The sequence below is a fragment of the Parasphingorhabdus sp. genome (genome assembly GCF_039977335.1).
Lineage (GTDB): Bacteria > Pseudomonadota > Alphaproteobacteria > Sphingomonadales > Sphingomonadaceae > Parasphingorhabdus.
Window position 1 is genome coordinate 413,703 of the sequence record NZ_JBDWDI010000004.1, and the last position, 19,899, is coordinate 433,601.

19 protein-coding genes are annotated in these 19,899 nt (G+C 51.6%); 3 read left to right on the forward strand and 16 right to left on the reverse strand.

From position 1 onward, the window contains the following. The first annotated feature begins 73 nt into the window (after positions 1-73). Both parE and ABJM21_RS09170 read left to right on the forward strand, forming a co-directional pair. Positions 74-2,062 carry a DNA topoisomerase IV subunit B gene (gene parE, locus ABJM21_RS09165; protein ID WP_348301448.1) on the forward strand — a complete coding sequence of 663 codons (1,989 nt, stop codon included), beginning with the start codon at positions 74-76 and terminating at the stop codon, positions 2,060-2,062. Continuing rightward, entirely contained in the window at positions 2,055-3,371 is a 1,317-nt protein-coding gene (locus ABJM21_RS09170; protein WP_348301447.1) for a serine hydrolase, read from the forward strand. Before parE ends, ABJM21_RS09170 begins: the two co-directional genes overlap by 8 nt. On the opposite strand, the gene ABJM21_RS09175 is transcribed toward ABJM21_RS09170, so the two are convergent. The 15 genes from ABJM21_RS09175 to ABJM21_RS09245 all read right to left on the reverse strand — a co-directional run bounded on the left by ABJM21_RS09175 (position 3,368) and on the right by ABJM21_RS09245 (position 16,728). Next, positions 3,368-3,916, reverse strand: coding sequence for a GNAT family N-acetyltransferase (locus ABJM21_RS09175; RefSeq protein ID WP_348301446.1), 549 nt, complete (start codon positions 3,914-3,916; stop codon positions 3,368-3,370). The two genes, ABJM21_RS09170 and ABJM21_RS09175, sit on opposite strands and share 4 nt — an antisense overlap. Next, entirely contained in the window at positions 3,913-4,707 is a 795-nt protein-coding gene (locus ABJM21_RS09180) for a LysR family transcriptional regulator (protein ID WP_348301445.1), read from the reverse strand. The genes ABJM21_RS09175 and ABJM21_RS09180 overlap by 4 nt, the downstream gene beginning before the upstream one ends. Beyond that, complete coding sequence (apaG, locus tag ABJM21_RS09185) at positions 4,704-5,102, reverse strand: Co2+/Mg2+ efflux protein ApaG (protein ID WP_348301688.1); 399 nt, start codon at positions 5,100-5,102, stop codon at positions 4,704-4,706. The genes ABJM21_RS09180 and apaG overlap by 4 nt, the downstream gene beginning before the upstream one ends. An 18-nt stretch (positions 5,103-5,120) precedes the next feature. Then, complete coding sequence (locus ABJM21_RS09190) at positions 5,121-6,329, reverse strand: aminotransferase class I/II-fold pyridoxal phosphate-dependent enzyme (RefSeq protein ID WP_348301444.1); 1,209 nt, start codon at positions 6,327-6,329, stop codon at positions 5,121-5,123. Positions 6,330-6,353: 24 nt separating this feature from the next. Next, on the reverse strand, positions 6,354-7,403 hold the full coding sequence (gene leuB / locus ABJM21_RS09195) for a 3-isopropylmalate dehydrogenase (RefSeq protein WP_348301443.1): 1,050 nt from the start codon (positions 7,401-7,403) through the stop codon (positions 6,354-6,356). A 58-nt stretch (positions 7,404-7,461) separates the two neighbouring features. Beyond that, positions 7,462-8,196, reverse strand: a complete 735-nt coding sequence (gene recO, locus ABJM21_RS09200; RefSeq protein ID WP_348301442.1) for a DNA repair protein RecO — start codon at positions 8,194-8,196, stop codon at positions 7,462-7,464. Next, positions 8,189-10,105 carry an excinuclease ABC subunit UvrC gene (gene uvrC / locus ABJM21_RS09205; protein ID WP_348301441.1) on the reverse strand — a complete coding sequence of 639 codons (1,917 nt, stop codon included), beginning with the start codon at positions 10,103-10,105 and terminating at the stop codon, positions 8,189-8,191. The genes recO and uvrC overlap by 8 nt, the downstream gene beginning before the upstream one ends. A 64-nt stretch (positions 10,106-10,169) precedes the next feature. Continuing rightward, entirely contained in the window at positions 10,170-10,748 is a 579-nt protein-coding gene (locus ABJM21_RS09210; RefSeq protein WP_348301440.1) for a F0F1 ATP synthase subunit B, read from the reverse strand. Beyond that, positions 10,741-11,235: an ATPase gene (locus ABJM21_RS09215; protein WP_348301439.1), complete on the reverse strand. Its 495-nt coding sequence runs from the start codon at positions 11,233-11,235 to the stop codon at positions 10,741-10,743. Before ABJM21_RS09215 ends, ABJM21_RS09210 begins: the two co-directional genes overlap by 8 nt. 72 nt (positions 11,236-11,307) lie before the next feature. Then, positions 11,308-11,535 (reverse strand): F0F1 ATP synthase subunit C, encoded by a 228-nt coding sequence (locus ABJM21_RS09220; RefSeq protein ID WP_108809819.1) that lies wholly within the window; start codon positions 11,533-11,535, stop codon positions 11,308-11,310. A gap of 52 nt (positions 11,536-11,587) precedes the next feature. Beyond that, a complete protein-coding gene (locus tag ABJM21_RS09225; protein WP_348301438.1) occupies positions 11,588-12,370 on the reverse strand; it encodes a F0F1 ATP synthase subunit A in 783 nt (260 codons plus the stop codon). A 35-nt stretch (positions 12,371-12,405) separates the two neighbouring features. Then, positions 12,406-12,720, reverse strand: a complete 315-nt coding sequence (locus ABJM21_RS09230) for an AtpZ/AtpI family protein (RefSeq protein ID WP_348301437.1) — start codon at positions 12,718-12,720, stop codon at positions 12,406-12,408. A 237-nt stretch (positions 12,721-12,957) separates the two neighbouring features. Then, positions 12,958-13,353, reverse strand: coding sequence for a YdbL family protein (locus ABJM21_RS09235; RefSeq protein ID WP_348301436.1), 396 nt, complete (start codon positions 13,351-13,353; stop codon positions 12,958-12,960). After that, the gene (locus ABJM21_RS09240; RefSeq protein ID WP_229953630.1) at positions 13,353-13,550 is read right to left on the reverse strand and encodes a YnbE family lipoprotein; all 198 of its coding nucleotides are present in this window, start codon (positions 13,548-13,550) and stop codon (positions 13,353-13,355) included. Before ABJM21_RS09240 ends, ABJM21_RS09235 begins: the two co-directional genes overlap by 1 nt. Positions 13,551-13,596: 46 nt before the next feature. Then, complete coding sequence (locus tag ABJM21_RS09245) at positions 13,597-16,728, reverse strand: YdbH domain-containing protein (RefSeq protein ID WP_348301435.1); 3,132 nt, start codon at positions 16,726-16,728, stop codon at positions 13,597-13,599. 213 nt (positions 16,729-16,941) lie between these two features. On the opposite strand from ABJM21_RS09245, the gene radC reads away from it, so the two are divergent. Beyond that, positions 16,942-17,670 carry a DNA repair protein RadC gene (gene radC, locus ABJM21_RS09250; protein ID WP_348301434.1) on the forward strand — a complete coding sequence of 243 codons (729 nt, stop codon included), beginning with the start codon at positions 16,942-16,944 and terminating at the stop codon, positions 17,668-17,670. Between the two features lie 8 nt (positions 17,671-17,678). Here radC and ABJM21_RS09255 read toward each other — a convergent pair whose 3' ends face one another. Further along, positions 17,679-19,841: an FAD-dependent oxidoreductase gene (locus tag ABJM21_RS09255; protein ID WP_348301433.1), complete on the reverse strand. Its 2,163-nt coding sequence runs from the start codon at positions 19,839-19,841 to the stop codon at positions 17,679-17,681. Between the last annotated feature and the right edge of the window lie 58 nt (positions 19,842-19,899).

Below are 19,899 nucleotides of genomic sequence, written 5' to 3' on the forward strand. Positions count from 1 at the left end.
TTTTACAGACCATTTGGCAAGAGGCCCAATAAGCCTCTTGCCAGTCTGACTCTGACGCTCTTATAGGATCATTATGTCTGATGATCTTTTTGGTGCTGATCCGCCAACCGCTTCAAAGCCCGGTGAATATGATGCCTCTGCCATTGAGGTATTGGAAGGTCTGGAACCCGTTCGCAAACGCCCGGGAATGTATATTGGCGGCATTGACGAACGCGCGCTCCATCACTTGGCTGCAGAAGTTATCGACAACAGCATGGACGAAGCCGTTGCCGGCCATGCGAGCCGCATTGAAATTACACTTGATAGTGAAAACCGTCTAACCGTTACCGACAATGGCCGCGGTATTCCGGTCGACCCTCATCCCAAATTCCCAGACAAGTCAGCGCTGGAAGTCATTATGACCACCCTGCACTCCGGTGGTAAGTTTTCTGACAAAGCCTATGCCACATCAGGCGGTTTGCACGGTGTTGGTGTCTCTGTGGTCAACGCCTTGTCATCCGATACCGTAGTGGAAGTGGCCCGCAATAAGACCATTTATCGCCAGTCTTTTTCGCAGGGCAATGCCGTATCAAAACTCGATGAAGTTGGCAGCACCCCCAACCGGCGAGGAACCAGTATTTCATTCGTTCCGGACATTGAGATTTTTGGCGAAGGTAACAGGTTCAAGCCATCTCGCTTGTTCAAAATGGCGCGATCCAAGGCCTATCTTTATGCAGGCGTCGAAATTCGTTGGAAATGCGACGCAGAGCAAGCCACTGACGATGTTCCTGCTGAAGCAGTGTTTCAGTTCCCCGGCGGATTGTCTGACCATTTGCGCGAACAGCTCAGCGGCCGAGAGTGCGTCACAACCGATTTCTTTGCAGGTAGTCAAGATTTTCCCGACAGTGCTGGACGCGTCGAATGGGCAATTACCTGGCCTATCTGGACCGATGGCAGCTATAGCTGGTATTGCAACACTATTCCGACACCCAATGGCGGTACCCATGAAACCGGGCTGCGCAACGCATTGGTCAAAGGCATGCGGGCCTTTGGCGAACTGGTGCAGCTTAAGAAAGCATCACAGCTAACCGCTGATGATATTATTTCGGGCGGAGAGATGATGCTTTCCGTTTTCATCCGCGATCCGCAATTTCAGAGCCAAACGAAAGACCGGCTAACGTCTCCAGAAGCAGCAAAATATGTCGAGAACGCCGTACGCGATCATTTCGACCATTTCCTGACTGACAATATGGATCGCGGCAAGGCGCTGCTCGGCTTTGTCATGGAGCGGATGGACGAACGGCTGAAACGCAAAGCCGAACGCGAAGTTAAACGCAAAACCGCCACTAGCGGGCGTAAAGTCCGCCTGCCCGGTAAGCTCACTGATTGTTCTGGCAATGACCCAGCAGGAACAGAAATCTTCATCGTTGAAGGTGACAGCGCTGGCGGGTCTGCCAAACAGGCGCGCAATCGAAAAACTCAGGCAATCTTGCCGATACGTGGTAAAATCCTCAACGTCGCTTCGGCGGCCAGCGCCAAGATTTTTGCCAATTCGGAAATAGCAGACCTGACACTGGCACTGGGCTGCGGCACGCGCAAAGACTGTGATCCTGACAATTTACGCTATGAACGCGTGATCATCATGACCGATGCTGATGTCGATGGTGCGCATATCGCCACGCTTCTGATGACCTATTTCTTTCAGGAAATGCCTGAACTGGTCCGGCAAGGACATTTGTTTCTGGCCCGTCCGCCGCTTTATCGCCTGACCGCTGGCGGCAAGAGCCTTTACGCGCAGGATGACGAGGCGCGGGCGGTAATCGAAAACGGGCCGTTTAAAGGCAAGAAGGTTGAGGTCAGTCGGTTTAAAGGCCTTGGTGAGATGAACCCGGGACAGCTGAAAGAAACCACTATGGATCCGGACACGCGTTCATTGTTCCGCGTCACTCTGCCGCAGGAATATGAGAACCGGGCGGTGGTAAAGGATCTTGTCGACCGTCTGATGGGTAAAAACCCGGAACACCGGTTCAACTTCATCCAGCAAAACGCAGCCAGCCTTGATGAGGAATCTATTGATGCCTGACCGGTTCAACCGGTTCTGGCTTTTCGCGGCACTCGCCTTTATATCCGTCGCAGGGGTTCCCTCTCCAGCAAGGGCGGAACAAATGTCGACTGTTTCTTCTGAATATCAGGACCGCGCGTCGGAGTTATTAGAAATCCTCAAAGGCTCGGAGCAGGAAGAACTTTTCTTCGCGGACTCTTTCTTGCGTGCTGTTCCGCTGATCCAATTTCGCGGTCTGCTGGTTCAACTCAACAAGCAATATGGCGAGCCGGTCAGCTTAAGCCGGATCATCCCGACAAATGATCATGATGGTACGGTGGAGATCACCTATGAGAAAGCTACCTTGGCCATGAAAATGGTTTTGGATAGCAAAGCGCCCCATCCGGTCATTGGGCTCCTGATCACCGGTGCCAATATGAACGACGACAGTATTGAGAAAATCACGGAAGAAGTCAGAATATTACCCGGTATTGCAGGGTTCCAGATTGCTGATTTGTCTGGTGATAGCCCTCTTTCAGTAACAGAACTCAACTCCGACAAACAGTTGGCTATCGGATCAACCTTCAAGCTCTACGTGCTTGCCGAACTATCTCGTAGCATCAAAGCTGGAGAAAGACGCTGGAGTGATGTCGTACCGTTAAACCGTAAATCCTTGCCCTCGGGTGTCTTGCAAGACTGGCCGGACGGCACGCCGCTAACGTTGCAAAGCCTCGCAACAATGATGATTTCGATCAGCGACAATAGCGCGACGGACATACTGATTGATGTTCTAGGCCGTGAAAAAGTTGAGGAAATGCTACGGATCATAGGACACTCCCAGCCAGACAAGATCGCGCCGATGCTTACGACGTTAGAAATGTTTGCGCTCAAAATGCCGACTAATAATGACCTTCGCGAGCGTTATGTTGCGGCTTCAGAGAGCGAACAGAAGAATATATTGAAGACTCAGCGAGACAGACTGGGTATCAAGTCTGTGTCCATAGCCAATTTCGCCAATGATCCTGTTCATATTGATACAATCGAATGGTTTGCTTCCCCGGCAGATATCAGCAACTTGCTCGACCATATCTTAAAAGCAAACGATCCCGTGGTCCTCGACATATTGAAAATCAACTCCATCGTCCCGCCAGGGGATGCGTTGCGCTGGTCCTATATTGGCGGCAAAGGTGGTTCGGAACCGGGCGTCATTTCCTTTGCCTTTTTGACTAAATCAAAATCGGGCAAAACCTATGCAGTTTCGGGAAGCTGGAATAATAGTGAAACGCCAGTCGACAATGGCAAATTTACTTTGATGATCAATCGCTTGCTAAACTTGCTCGCAGCACGCTAACCCTTCTCTCTCGCGGCCTGCCACTCATCCTGTAGCAGCCCGAAAATGAGACTGTCACGGATACCGATATGCGTTTCCCATTCTTGACGCAAATGTGCTTCCTGCTGAAAACCCCAAATCTTCAGCAGCTTGATCGAGGCCAGGTTATCAGGATCAACATCAGCATAAATGCGCCTTAGACCTAATTCTTCAAATCCGAACTGTATCACTCGGCCAACCGCCTCTCGCGCGATCCCGGTTCCCCAAGCAGGTCGGTTGAGAATATAGCCAATTTCTCTGACATTCGGGCGATCTAACGAACGGATAAAAACAACCCAACCCAGCGCCGTATCATCTTGCGTTGTCGTTATGGCCCAAGTTTGCCAGCGCGTACCATCGCAATTTTGCATCACATATTCCCGCGTTTCGGCAACAGTTTTATGAGGTCCGCTGGACCACCAGCGCATTAAGTCCTCATCTGCAAAAGCAGGATGAAGGGCATCGGCATCATCGACTCGTAACGGCCGCAGGCGAAGCCGTTCGGTCGTCAAAACCGCAAAGCTCATGCTGTCAGCGCGGCGACGAGCGCCTTAACCTTCTTCTGCCGCCATTGCGGAAGCGGCGCGACCAACCAATAGCCGCGTGAGGACTTGCTGTCCTCGCCAATCACGTCGACACGACCTGTTGCGACATCCTGCTGTACCAACATTTTGGGTACCCAGGCATGGCCAAAGCCGTTAGCAGCCGCTTCTATTGCCAGCCCGCCATCTGCAACCCGCATCAGGGTTTCTTCACCCTCGGAGATCGGACAGCCCGGCCAGTCAATTTTCTGACCCGGTTTGCCGCCAGACGCAGCCACTTTAACGAACATCGTATCGCCGATGATCACACCCTCATTGTCGCCGGGGCCGTCGGTCAAACCAATAGCCACATCCAGATTGGCTTCGGTGAAATCCGCGCCACCTTCGGAAGCAACCAGCGCGAAACTGACGTCGGCGTTTTCCTGCGAAAATTTCGCAAGCCTTTCGTTCAACCATTTTGCCGTCAAATCCCGCGGCGCAGCGATAGTCAATTTGTGTGATGATTGCCCCGCCTGCATAGCCCGTACGGCGTCTTCAAATTCCAGAAAACCAGATCGCAACGCATCCAGACCGGCGGCTGCTTCATCGGTCAGCTCCAGACCCTTTGGTGTACGCCGGAACATCACAACGCCCAGCATGTCTTCCAATGCCCTGATCTGCTGTCCGACAGCTGCAGGTGTGACGGCGAGCTCATCGGCGGCCCGCGTAAAGCTCAGGTGTCGAGCCGCAGCGTCGAGCACACGAAGCCCGTTAAGCGGTAAATGCGTACGCTTCATTGCTCGACTGTGGGCGCAGTCAGAGGAAAATGTGGGATTCGGACTTCAAAAGCATCTGGCTCTTCACCCACGAACATAAAATGCCCTGCCATGGCCCCACTTGGTGTGTTAAGTGGACAACCCGAAACATAGTCATGTGATTTGCCTGGCTGAATAATCGGTTGTTCTCCGATAACGCCGTCTCCATCCACCCGGTGCAATCCGCCACGCGCATCGGAAATCCGCCAATGGCGGGTCAACAGTTGAACCGCGCTATCGCGCTCATTTTCGATACGAATGTGATAAGCCCAAAACCAACGTAACCCGTCTATGTCGGATTGCTCCGGCAAAAAAGTAACCGAAACTCGGACAGTCACGCCATCGGTAGTTTCAGAAAATGGAAAGAACGCCTGCATCATCAAATTGTAATAGCGTCAAAGACCGACAGACGAAAGGGCTTGATCCAAATCTTCGATCAAATCGGCGGGATCTTCCAGACCAACATTGATCCGCAACATGTCTTCCGTAATTCCGATTTCCAACCGCGCTTCCTCACCCAAGCCATGATGGGTGGTCGAAGCCGGGTGACACATGAGTGATCGACTGTCTCCAATATTATTGGATATGTCTATTAGATTCAATGTATTAAGTAGACGATGCGCTTGCTTACGACCACCGCCAACATAGAGTGAGAAAATCGGTCCTGCTGCTTCCATCTGGCTCATCGCAAGATTATGTTGCGGATGACTTGGCAAACCTGGATGCAATATTTTCTCTATCCGCTGCTCTAAAAACTTGCCGACTTCAATAGCATTCGTACTCTGTTTACGGATTCGTAGGTCAAGAGTTTCGAGTCCCTTCAATACAACCCAAGCGTTAAACGCACTCAGAGTCGGTCCGGTATTGCGGATGAAGGCGAGCAGAGTTTCTTCGATAAACTCCTCTGTCCCACAAACAGCTCCAGCCAATACGCGCCCCTGACCGTCCATCATCTTGGTCGCGCTATAGGCAACCACATCAGCACCAAATTCCATCGGGCGTTGCAGGACATTGGTAGCAAAAGCATTGTCCACCACGCTGGTAATGCCTTTCGCCCTCGCCAGATCACAAACAGAGCGCAGGTCGATGACATCCATGGTCGGATTCGCTGGCGTTTCGAAGAAAAACACTTTGGTCTTTGACGTGATCGCCAGTTCCCAATTTTCGATCTCACGGCCATCAATGACGGTGGTTTCTATTCCGAATTTCGGCAACAAACTGTCGGTCAGCCAGCGGCAAGAACCAAATAAAGCTCGGCTCGCCACCACATGATCGCCAGCTTCCAATTGACACAATAAAGCAGCGGTCATTGCCGCCATACCAGAAGCTGTCGCACGACAAGCATCTGCGCCTTCCATCACTGCAATACGCTCTTCCAGCATCTGGACCGTCGGATTTTGCAGGCGGCTGTAGGTCATACCGGATTGTTCGCCATTAAAGCGTGCAGCGGCATCTTCAGCACAGTCATAAGTATAGCCGGATGTCAGGAACAAAGCTTCCGATGTTTCACCAAATTCACTCCGCATAGTGCCGCTGCGAATAGCTTTGGTTGCGGGGCGCCAGTTTTTGGTGATCGCTCGATTTTGACCAGTATCTCTTTTCATATCTATTCCTACGCCGCTCGGCGCTTAACTGGCAAGCTGTGCGACAACTGCATCGCCGATTTCGCTTGTCGAGGCACTGCCGCCCAGATCATGCCCCAATATACCTTGCTCAAGAACATCAGCCACAGCCTGTTCAATCCGCAAAGCTTCATTTTCCATATCAAAACTGTGACGCAGCATCATCGCGGCAGACAATATCATTGCAGAGGGATTGGCAATCCCCTGCCCCGCAATATCAGGCGCACTGCCGTGAATTGGTTCATAAAGGCCGTGGGTTCCCGTACCTAAAGACGCAGAAGCAAGAAGGCCGATTGACCCTACACACATGCTGGCCTGATCAGACAATATGTCACCAAAAATATTGCCGGTCAGCATCACATCAAATTGTCCAGGATTGCGCACCAGCTGCATTGCGGCATTGTCGACATACATGTGGCTGAGCTCGACATCAGGGTAATCGGCAGCCAATTCATTTACGACAGCCCGCCACAATACCGATGTTTGTAGTACATTGGCTTTGTCCACCGAACATAGTTTCTTCCGGCGCCCTTGTGCTGCCTTAAATGCGACATGGGCGATGCGAGCAATTTCTTCCTCATCATAGGCCATGATGTCATAGCCTTCCCGCAAACCAGCATCGGTCGTCCGTTGCCCCTTTTCACCGAAATAGATATCCCCAGTCAGTTCCCGTAGGATCAACAGATCAATCGCACCCGCGACATCCGGCTTCAGCGCAGAGAGGTTTTCCAGCCCCGCAAAGGCTTTGGCAGGGCGCAAATTGGCGAAGGTTTGCATTTCCTTACGCAATCCAAGCACGGCCTGTTCCGGGCGCAAATGACGTTCCAGATTATCACAATCGGGATCACCAACGGCTCCAAATAATACAGCATCGGCGGCCATGACCAATTCCAGTGTCGCCGGTGGCAAAGGATGGCCGTGGTTCTTATAGGCCATGCCGCCTACATCTGCATGATCAAGACGGATGTCGGAGAGCCCTAGCGCTTCCAATACGCGTAAGGCCTCGACCATAATTTCCTGACCAATGCCGTCCCCGGCGAGCACCGCTATATGCATGTTGTTTTTCCCAGACTTTCTCGGCAAGTTTCGCCACTCCCTGCCGCGCCCAACCGAATTAGGCAACCACCCTTTTCAAACGATCCACCAAAACTGAACGTGCCGCCATAACGTCATTGCGACGGTCTTCAAAAAAATGACGCTTGAGGAAAAATCCGGTGACCCTCAATCCATCAAAAATATCATCCCATTCGGGACTATCTGGTTCTTTCAAAAAAGTCGGCAGCGGAAGCAGCTTGTCCTTGTAAATCTGCCCTGCCCTTGCACTCACTGCTGTCGCGCTTTTGGGGCTGATAAAGATCAAATCTTCCTTATCACCGGTCACCGCACATCTATCGAGCGACAGGCCAAATCCCAATTCTGACAAGAGGAGCAGTTCATAGCGCACCAGTGCCACAGCCCAACCCTTGGCCGAGGGCGCGCCACATATCGCATCGAGTAACGCAGATAGCGCAGAATGAAGTTGCGGATAGCTATGTTCTTCCGGCAATATCGCTGCGGTCAGCGCGGTCACCCAATCCAGTGCAGCACTCGCTAAAGGTTCACCAAGATAGGGGCCCCGGCTTTGCTGAAGCTCAGCCGTCATGGACGCGAGTTGATCCTCGGTCCGAGCCCGGTAATCGGCCTGCACAATATTGGAGGGGATCAATACAGGCCGCATCGTCCGCGAGCGCGCACCCCGCACATAGCCCGCCATCAATCCATTCTCGGGTGTCAGAGACCGCACAACCGCTCCATGCTCACCATGCTGGCGAACGGAGCAAATAATTGCTGAGGTGCGTAAACTAGCCATGAAAATAGTCGTATACTTTTTGCGCCACTGTCGCGGAAACGCCTGGCGCTCCCTGCAAGTCTTCCAATGACGCGTTTTTCACGGCGCGAGCGGTTCCAAAATGCAGCAGCATCGCCTTTTTTCGAGCGGGGCCAATGCCCGGCACATCATCTAGCGAACTATGTCCCACCGCTTTGGCTCGCTTCTGACGATGCGCGCCAATTGCGAACCTGTGTGCTTCATCCCGTAAGCGTTGGAGATAGAATAACACTGGGCTGTTGATCGGTAGGTTGAGTTCCCGGCCATCCATAAAATGAAACGTCTCCCGCCCGGCATTCCGATCCGGCCCTTTGGACACACCGATCATATTGACGTCTTCGACCCCGATTTCCGCCAACGCATCCTTGGCTGCACTCATCTGGCCCTTGCCGCCATCGATCAATACCAGATCAGGCCACTCTCCCTTTTCCCGGTCCGGATCTTCTTTTTGGGCCCGAGCGAAACGGCGCTCAAGCACTTCACGCATCATCGCAAAATCATCGCCGGGAGCGGTGTCAGGGTTTTTGATGTTAAACTTGCGATAGGCGTTCTTACGAAAACCTTCAGGTCCAGCAACAACCATGCCGCCCACCATATTCGTCCCCTGAATATGGCTGTTGTCGTATATCTCGATACGATCAGGCACCGCTTCGAGTTCCAGTAGATCTACCATCTCGCGCATGATTTTGGCTTGTGTAGAGGACTCGGCCAAACGGCGGTCAAGCGCCTCTTCAGCGTTACGGCTCGCCTGCTTCAGCAGCTTCAGGCGGTCGCCACGCTGAGGTTTCGAAACGCTGACTTTATACTCTGCCCGCGTTCCGAGCGCTTCTGACAGCAAAGCTTCATCCGGCAACTCACGGTCCAGCAACACTAATTTCGGAGGCGGCATCCGGTCGTAAAATTGCATCAGGAAGCTGGAGAAGACCTCTTCAATCTCGACATTAGTCGTATGGGCGGGAAAGAAGCTACGATGTCCCCAATTTTGGCCGCCACGAATGAAAAAAGCTTGTATGCAAACGGTTGAACCCTTAGCTGCCAATGCGAAAATATCGGCATCGGGCAGACCTGCTGCATTGACCGCCTGATTACCCTGAATGAAGGTGAGAGCTTTTAATCGGTCGCGGTAGAGAGCGGCCATTTCAAAATCGAGTAGCTCGGAAGCCTTTTCCATCTGCGCGCCGAGTTTCTGTTGCACCTCCGTAGACTTTCCGGAGAGGAAGTTCCGCGAGTCTTCAACCAATTCGGCATAATCATCCTTGGTGATCCGGTCCACGCATGGTGCCGAACAGCGCTTGATTTGATAGAGTAAACAAGGGCGCGAGCGGTTATTGAAGAAGCTGTCAGTGCATGAACGAAGCAGGAAAAGTTTCTGCAGTGCGTTGAGCGTTTGATTGACGGAGCCAGCGCTCGCAAAAGGTCCAAAATATTTGCCCTTCGTTTTTTGTGCTCCGCGATGCTTCTGGATACGCGGAAAGTCGTGATCTTCGCGTAGCAGAATGAACGGAAAGCTCTTATCGTCGCGGAGCAGCACGTTATAAGCTGGACGGAATTTCTTGATCAGCTGCGCTTCGAGCAACAAAGCTTCAGCTTCACTGCCCGTCGTTACGATGGTCATCGACCGGGTTTGCGCGACCATACGCAGTAACCGATGAGGTAGTCGGTTCATCTGGACATAAGATCCGACACGGTTTTTAAGGGACCGGGCTTTGCCAACATACAGCACATCGCCGCGGCTATCCTGCATCCGGTAAACACCAGGCCGCGTTGGCAGCGTATTTAATGTTTCGCGGATAGCCGCCATGCCTGTTTCAAGGTCAGGCGTTTCATTGCCGCGCACGGCATAGGTTGCCTTATCCTCGTTAAAACGGTCAGGAGATTGTGGGCCAGACATAGCGTATATCTAAGCCTCGACGCCGATCATTACCAGCGCCTAATCCTTTGCAGAGAATGATAATTTAGTTGAGCTTAGTACCCAAATCGCTGATCGTTTTGTCAATCAAGCCTTTGTCTGCAGTCGCGTCATGTTTGGCAGCAATCAAATTCTGCGCCGCGATAGTCGCTGCGCCGGCTGCTTTTGACCGAACATCGGCAATAGCGGCACGTTCGGCAGCGCCGATCTTATCTTCAGCCATTTTCTTACGGCGCGCAATCAGATCAGTCGTGGCTTTCTTTGCGTCCGCAACCACCAGTTCGGCTTCGCTCTCTGCTTGCGCCAAAATTTCAGCAGCTTCGTCGTCTGCCGCCCGCAAGCGGGATTCATATTTCGCGCGCAATTCTTCGGATTCTTCGCGCAACTTCTTGGCTTCATCCAGTTGTTCGCGAATATCGGCTATTTTCTTATCCAGCGATGCACCAATAAGAGCTGGAACTTTCTTCCAAAGCACCAAGCCGATAACGACCAGCATAGACAGCGACACGAACACAGTCGCATTGAACACGCCGAATACAGACGGCGTAACATGCTCTTCAGCAGCGCCCGACGCCAGTATTGCGACGTCAGCCGCTGCGGATGCTAGATTAGCGAAATCAACCATGTTTCAAAGCTGCCTTTGTTTCTTTCAATGCCGCCGCTTTAGTCACTTTCGCGCCAGAGATTTTGGCAACCAAGTCCTGCGCGACTTCGGCAGAGACGCCTTCAATCTCTTTCAAAGCTTCGCCGGCGCGGGCTTTGATATCCGCTTCTGCCGCCGCCACTTTTGTAGCAATGTCAGCATTGGCTTTGTTTTTGCGCTTCTCGGCAGCCGCATTGGCTTTCGCTTTGCTTGCTTCTACCAGAGCCTGAGCCTCGCTACGGTCATTTTCCATTTTGACACGGTAGCTTTCTTCCAACTCATCTGCTGTTACGTTCGCAGCACGAGCGGCTTCGAGATCGTCGGCAATCCGTTTGTCACGGGCATCAACTGTGCCCTGAATTTTCGGGAACATGCCTAAACCGATGACAAAAAATGTGAACCCGAAAGTCAGCAAAAGCCAGAAAATCTGGGACGCATAGGTTGCGGCGATTTGATCTATTTGAGGCATTGAACCAAAGGCTCCAATATTTTGAAACAGCAGGGCAGCTTCAACGCTACCCCGCCAGTTTCACATCATTCATTAGGCAACGAAAATCAGGATCATTGCGACAACAAATGCCAACAGACCCAAAAGTTCAGCTGCGGCAAAGCCGATGAACAAACGGCCCTGTTGACCGTCTGCAGCAGAAGGATTGCGCAGTGCGCTTTCCAAGAAGCTGCCGAATACGTTACCCACACCAACGGCGGCTACACCGGCACCAATTGCTGCCAGACCTGCGCCCAATAATTTTGCTGCTTCTGCGTCCATGATAATAACTCCTGTTCAAAAATATCGTTTGGAAATTTAGTCGTATTTCAAATCAATGCAGGTTCTCTGCATCATTGATGTAAAGCGATGTCAGCAATGCAAATACATAGGCTTGCACAACCGCCACCAGCAATTCGAGAGCGCTAATACCGATCATCAGCGCAAAACTAGGGATCCCAACAAGTACGCCGTAGCCCGCACCTGCGTTGGAACTGTTGATCACAAAACCGGCCAGAACCTTCAGTAATATGTGACCCGCTGTCATCGCAACAAAGAGACGCAGGGCAAGGCTGAAAGGACGAACCAGAAAAGACAGCAGTTCAACGATGAAAATAAACGGGATCATCGGAAGCGGCGTGCCATGTGGAACGAACAGTGAGAAAAAGTGCAGTTTATGTTTGGCAAAGCCAACGATCAGAACAATCGAAAAACTCAAAATGGCCAGCACGCCGGTAACCGTCAAATGGCTTGTCACCGTAAACGGATGCAATCCTAATACACCAACGGGGAGAAGACCAAGCACGTTGGAAAATAGAATGAACATGAAGAGCGAGAATACATAAGGCGCGTATTTCTTGCCCGCAGGGCCGATATTGGCTTCCATCATATTGTCTATAAAGCCGGTAAAGCCTTCAACCATCATCTGCCAACGACCGGGAACCAATTCGCGCTTCATCCCACCGCGCATAAATACGAAGATAACTAGGACCGCAAATCCCATCCACACAGCACTATTGGTCAGAGCAATCTGCTGACCACCTAGCGAAAAGCCCTCAAAAATCGACTGCACCTCAAACTGGTGCATTGGATCAATTTTACCTTCTTCAGCCGCCACGCAATGGACCCCTGTTTTTCAAATAGTACGCAAAATCACTTATGTTTTTTTGCATTCTCATTTGAGAGTTTAATAATATTTCTGAACGCCACGATGATACCCAGAAACAGGAACATCAAAAGAAGCCAAGGCCCGGTTCCGATAAAATAGTCAAGCGTCCAGCCGACCAATGCACCGCCACCAATGCCTGCAATCAAATCCGCCAAAACCCGGTTTCCGAGCCGATAATTATCATCGACCCCTTTTTGGGTTTTGCCTGATCTGACTGCCTCTTCCGATTGCGCCTGATCGATCCGCTTCTTCAGCGCCTCTATCTTAGCATCATCGTCCATCAGATTTACCGGTTCCATTCTCTGTCGTGATTCTTTGAAAAACTAACGAAAATCAGCGAAAAAGCCGATTAACTTGGTTCTACCCACGACAGCGAGCAGTCCCGCTAACCGCGCCCGTTTAGAAAAGCGGGTGCGCCAAGTCAACAGCCATGCTGCACTGCAGAAAATTCAGCCAAATATCAGCAATTTGAAACGAAAAAAGGCGCGCTGATATTACCAGCGCGCCCGATGTCAAAATATTATTATATATTAGCCTTATGGGCAGCGCGAATCACGCACTGGATCGGCCGAGGCCCGGGTCTGCCAACTGCCATCCGGTGCCTGGTATTTCTCGCCAGATACCGTGCGCTTGATAAGATTACAGCCAGAGGTGAAAGCAAATTGCTCCACAGTCGAATTGGTTTCCTGCGCCTTGCGGGTATATGCCGCCTTACGCTTGATATTCAAATCCTCGACCAATGCCTTCACTGAAGCAGATGGCGCACTTACATAGCCCAGATAACCATCTGGTTTCTCGCCAATCGCGCCAGAAGCACGTGCAGCGGCATAGGCTGGATCGCGCTGTGCCAAGACTGGCGTTGCCACAATTGCGGTCAAAGCCAATCCGCCTACAACGGCAACCGCTTTATTTTTCCGTATAAACTCAAACATCAGAAAATCTCCGCTTCACTATTAATCAAATCCTGTGCATCGCCATCCAGTCGATACACGACTTCCTGCTTTATATTGATATTCAGGTTGATCACGATGGGTTTATCTGGCGCAGAAACCTGCACACATCCTGCCAGAACGGCACTTAGCCCCAAGGCGACACCCGATATCAGGCCGGTTGTCTTCCTACTCTTCATAATTGCTCGAATCGCATTTCCAGACCGATCCGTCAATTGGCATATCTTATGGCTCATTATCGCTTTCCCGTGGCTGAACAGTTGATTCAGAATTGTTTTTTAACGCTTTTTCCGCCTCTGTAGCCCGCTCTTCTTGTGCTCTTAGCAGGGCTGGTAAATTCTGACCAACCAGTATTTCCGGCTCATAAAAGGCTTTTGCGCTGCTCATGAGCTGCATGAAGGGTGCTTGAATTCTGACATTAAACTCAAGAGGAATCTTGGCGATCTGCTTCGTGAAGAAATTTTTGCTTGCACTATCGCCTTGTTGCAGCCCCGCAAACTTCACTTCAGTAATGATTTCACCATCGATTGCACCATCCATACCAATAGTAAGTTGGTCATATTTTAACGATTTCAAAGCGTTAAAGGCGAAATTTGCGAATGTCCCCATATCTTCATAGGTCAATTCACCGATATAAGACAGCGAACCACCGCCCTTCCGTGCCACCAGATAGCCGCCAGCGATCCGGCCACCATCTTGATCAAAGACCATCGGGAGCTTGCCGTCAAAAACGCCCGTCGCGGTCATATTCTCGAAATCAAATTGCGTCAGGAATTGAGCCGCGTCTACCCCGACAACCGTGAATTCCAGCCGTCGCTCTGCTTCCTCACCTAGGTCAAGAATTGTCGGTTCCAGATAGAGCATACCGCCCGCAAATGGCCACTGACCACCTTCGACCTCCATTTTATAGTCAGGCAATAATCGATAGAATAGCTGGCCGTTAAAGGCGGCCACGCCGGGATTAACCTCAGCCATGCGCACTAACTGCCCCGCCTCAGTTTCGAGGCCCAGCAAATCAGAAAACTTGATCTCGCCGGCAAGCCCGGTAACCGGACCAAAAGCGGCTGCCAAATTGATGGATTTGGTACGGAAGGCACCAGTGCTGCGAATGCCATCGCTTTTGTCATCCCAGTTGATTTGGCCAGAGCCAGTCACAACTCCATTGACATTGGCAATGACACCCAAGGTCAGCGGCGTCAGCATTTCTGGTTGTAGTGCATCATCGAAAGTCAGCGAGCCAACATCAAGAAGTGCCTGGCCTGTGCTGTTGTCGAGAGTGTGCACCATGTTGATAGTCGCAACCTGCCGCAATGTCGTGGGCTCTCGCAACATACCGTCAGCAACTATCCTGCCCTCGGCAAATTTCAACTTCACGTCATCGCTTATGAGAGGCCGGAAGCGCTCAACCTGCTCTTCATCGCGGACACGCAGCTTAGCATCAACCAAAAATTCACCATCGACATAGCGCCAATCGCCTTCGACATTTTCCAACAACAGCGGCACGCTGGCAATCTGCCCATTGGCGTCAGAGATTTTACCCGTAATATTGCGACCAAAGGCAGCACTGAGCAGCGCCATGTCGAACTTGGTCATGCTATCTGCAGTGCCCATTCGTAAGGAAACATCTTGAGCCCGCATGCCTTTCGCCAGAGAGATGCCGACCGCGCCACTGGAAAGGGAAAGCGGTGTTCCATCAACTGTACCGGTCAGGTCAAAAGATGGCGCACGAGCCGCGACGTTGATCCGACCGCCATTACTCGAAACGATGGCACGATTGCCCTCCGGACATAGCCGGGTTCGGGTTGGACCAGCGATGAAAGAGGCCGTCCGTAGACTGGCAAATTGCAGATCCACACATTTGCGAAATACTGAAAACCCACCTCGCCCATCAAAAGAACCGCTGATGGGCACTTGCAATCCGGTGACCTGCCCATCGGCTAAAGGACCAGAGAGAATCAAGCGGCCGTCGAAATTGGTGCCGCCTCTCGAAGAGGGTAAGAAATTAAGGCTAGGAATATTGAGCTTCGCGCTACCTGCTTGATATGCCGCCATCTGGACATTGCCAGAAAAGCCGCGCGACAGACTGCCATCATTCAAGTCTATCCTGGCATCAGGGAACCCGCCACCATTTATCTGAAGGTCCCCTTCGGCAAGCATTTTTACATCATCGCCAATAAATGTCAGCAAAATGGGATTGTCCAGCGCCATCTCCCCGCCTGACCGGGACCGCGCATTCAATTCATTGATCGCTAATTTTGTTCCTGTTGCGCCCATGTCAAAGCGCACATCGCTCGACATGTTCAAAGCACGACCAGCCTCGCGCATGGCGGTGACGAGCTTCTCGGCAATCGGTCCCACTGGTGTGCCGTCGGTTGATGATGCCAGTCCAGCGGTTTGTCGCAGCAGGCTATTTGATATCCGAGCGGAACGAATTTCCGGAGCTCCTTCAAACCGTGCTGTCATCGGATCATCACCATAGCCAATTTGAAATGGTCCGCTGACCTGACCAATATCAGCGCGGCCATAGGGCGATTTCACACCATTTGTTGTGAGATCAATATTCCCGCTGCTGCGATCCAAGTCACCCGTAAAGGCAATAGTCGATTCGATCTTTTCAGCGCTATAATCTGCATAGGTCAAAGCGCCGCTGGATATACCTGCATCGCCTGACCAGCTTGTGAAACTTTGTCCCAACTCCATTGCAAGCTGAATGCCCACATCCTGAACAGCCATATCCATATCCGGGCATTTGACAGCCGGTAACCGCAATGGTCCATTTAAACGTGGTTTCCGATCACCAATAGCGATCTCGCCGAAATAGCTAGGCTTGGAAATAGCGCATCCGCCCAAATTGAGTTGCTCACTCAAAGCTGCAAGCTCGCCCTTAAATCCATTATGCAAATTACCGGAACCGTTTAAGGCCAATCCAATCGGGCCATAATCGCTATCAATCCGCAACTGAGCCTTTTCCAACGTCAGCGAAATATCAGGTAGCGCCAAAGGACTGTCATCCTCTGGATCAGAAAATTTATCGAGCGCTCCGAAGGATAGTTTCCCATCCTGCAAGCGACCATAGACCTTCACTCTGCGCGCTCTTACCCAGTTTATACCAGCGCCCTCGGTGCCTAGGCTATTGCCGATCTCGACCAGATCAGCCGCCAAGTCGGGATTGTTGGGATCTCCGATAACCAGATTGCGGATGATCTGTTTGCGAAAACCGATATCCTCAATCTCGTAACTGGCCTCGATGCCCAATTTACCCAGCTCCGAGCGGACAAAATTGTCGGCGATACTAATCCGGCTGAACCAGATTATGATAAAACCGACGAGCAACAAGAAAAGGATCAGATAGACCAATAGTCGTGGCCGTATTCGGCTGCCTAAAGGCTCTTGGTCTATTTCTTCCTCCATCCCAGCTGAAATGCATAAGTCTAGCTTAAGTTGCAATGTACAAGTGCATGGACTGCACAGTTTTTACGCTATTCATTTGAGATTGGACATATTCGGCCAATCCTTGGCTTTGATAGGCTTTCTCATCCCATTCTCGAGCAAACTGGTTATTGTTCAAAAATGCCTGAATTGGATCTCGAATTGGACATCGCCAAAAAATCCAATGGAAACTCTCAAGCACATCATGGCGAGGGACATCGTGGGCGATTGCGGGAACGTCTATTGGACGGCGGCAGTAATGCACTTTTGGATCATGAGCTTGTCGAATATCTCCTCAGTTTAGCAATTCGAAGACGGGATACGAAACCATTGGCAAAGGACTTGATCGACACATTTGGTAGCCTGTCTGCTTTGCTAACCGCCGATGGAGAGTCGATCAAAAAAGTTCCTGGCATGGGAGATGTCAGCACCGCAGCCATTAAAATTGTACAGGCCGCTGCCTTGCGTATGATTTCCGAGCCGGTGCGTGAGCAGCCTATTTTGACGAGCTGGCAGGCGCTGCTTGACTATCTGCGTGCCGACATGGCTCATCTGGTCCATGAACGCGTGCGGGTGTTGCACCTCAATAGCAAAAATCGATTGATACGGGATGAGTTAGTTAGCGAAGGGTCCATTGATCAGGCTGCTATATATACTCGCGAGGTTATCAAACGTGCGTTGGAGCTGGGATCAGCAGCCATCATATTGGTCCACAACCACCCTAGCGGCGATAGCGCGCCCAGCCGTCAGGACATCGCCATCACCAAGGATATTTGCGATGCCGGACGCAAATTGGGCATCGCGGTGCATGACCATATCATCATCGGCAAGGATGGACACACGTCATTCCGGTCAAAAGGCCTGATTTAAGCGAAGCTCTAAGCGCCGCTATCCTTGCCGGTGATGAGACGGATACCAAGCTGCAGCGTGAAATAGGACCATATCCAGTTCACCAACACCGCTATCCGATTTCGCATGCCGGAGAGAAAGCCAACATGCACTGCTCCCCAAAGCCACCAAGCCAAAGACCCATGTAGTTTCATAAAGCCAAAATCAGCGACTGCACTTTTCCGCCCGATGGTCGCAAGGCTGCCCTGATGTTTATATTTAAAAGGCTCGACTTGTTGGCCGTCCAGAAGCTGTTGCTGGATATAGTTGGCGACATAGGCTCCTGCTTGTTTGGCCGCAGGCGCTAGCCCAGGAACCGGATTCCCATCCCAAGCGTTGCTGCCCGCTGTATCTCCAATCGCAAAGACATTTTCGTGGCCCGCAACCCGCATATGCTCATCGACTGCAACGCGCCCTGCCCGGTCCGTATCGGCTTCCAGCCATTTGCCAGCAGGAGAAGCAATAACGCCGGCAGCCCAAAGGACCGTCTCCGTCGCAATCTCTATATCGTCGCCGATTTTGACGCGGTCGGCAGCTATATCGGTCACGCGTGATTTCAAACGGATATCCACACCCAAATTGCTGAGCGACGCCGCAGCATGGGTAGACAGGTCTTCCGGAAAGGCTGGCAATATTCGGTCGCCTGATTGCACAAGGATGATTTGCGCCTGTTCTGGGTCAATCCGGCTGAATTCGTCTTTGAGGCCGTGATGCGCGAGTTCGGCAATGGCACCGGCCAGCTCGACACCCGTCGGCCCAGCACCGACAATGACAAAAGTCATCAGACGTTTGACCCGTTCCGGGTCATTGGACGATTCCGCTCGCTCAAACGCGCGCAAAACATGACCTCGAACCGAAACGCCGTCTTCGATGGTCTTTAAGCCGGGTGCAAAAGGCGCCCATTCATCTTTACCAAAATAGCTATGCGATGCGCCTGTAGCCAACACAAGATGATCGTAATCCAAACTGTTTTGGCCGTAGGTCAGTGATTTCTTTGTACTATCAATGCTGCTTACTTCACCCAGCAATACCCGGACATTTCCATCATTGCGGAACAACCCTCTTATAGGAGTCGCCACATCCGCAGGTGACAACGCAGCCGTTGCAATTTGATAGAGCAGCGGCTGGAACAAATGATAGTTATGCCGGTCGATAAGCGTAATCCGCACTGGTAAGTTCTTGAGTTTAGCGACACATGCCAGTCCGCCGAAGCCAGCGCCGACCACAACAATATGAGGCCAATGCTTTGGAACATCCTCATATTTCCGGTCGAACAATATATTGGATTCCAGCCAGGCAGAAATTATCCGGTCGACCGACAAATAGCCCGCTCCAAAAATGGTCATCAATCCAAAAAGCAACATCGGATAAAGCGTGAGATCAGGATGCAGGCCCATGACAGCCAACGTGCTGAGCGAAACAATAAGCGTTAGTCCCGTTAGCGGAACGACCAACCCAATGATCAACAATACCGCTAAACAAACGGCCAAAGCAGGGCTGATGCCAACGAAAGTTTTAACGGGAAGGAACACTTCCTGACCCGCCATGCCGATTATTCCAGCAACCGCAAGTAAGGTCGCGGCCAGCCATATCCGGACGACCAGCAACCATCCGATTGCAGCCTTGTCCGTCAAAAACTCAAACAGGCGCAAAACAGGATCAGTAAATGGTATAGCGCTGCCGCTTAATCCGCCTGCCACGGCGCGGTCGAAAGAAAAGCCTTTTGCTCCACGTAGCACAAACCAGCCCAATATCGCGATCAACCAAAGATTGAGATCGGTCGGAACATATTCAACCTGACTAACCGCCAGCAGCAGCAATATTGCCAAAGCTGCCTCGCGTGTTAGAAGTCCGATCAGCAGCAATATAGGCGCAACAATTTCTATAGTCACACCAACTACGGCCGCCGTTTCTGGAGCCATCCAAGATACCGGATATTCGAAGCGTGCAAGGCTAAGGGCCGTATCCCAATCGGAGAGCTTCACTACGCCTGAACGAAATATCGCCTGCGCGACGAACAACCGGACCAGCAGATCAAAAATGGGACTGATCAACGCTATGATCGAACGACAGGTCTTTACCCAGATGCGTAGAGTAACTCGCAAAAATGGCGACAGGCGTTCTTCTTGCAACACGGCTTGATCGATAGTCATTTCAGGATCCCCTTACCACCCTATTCGCAGCATCTCTTCGCAGGTTACAGCCTGCTTT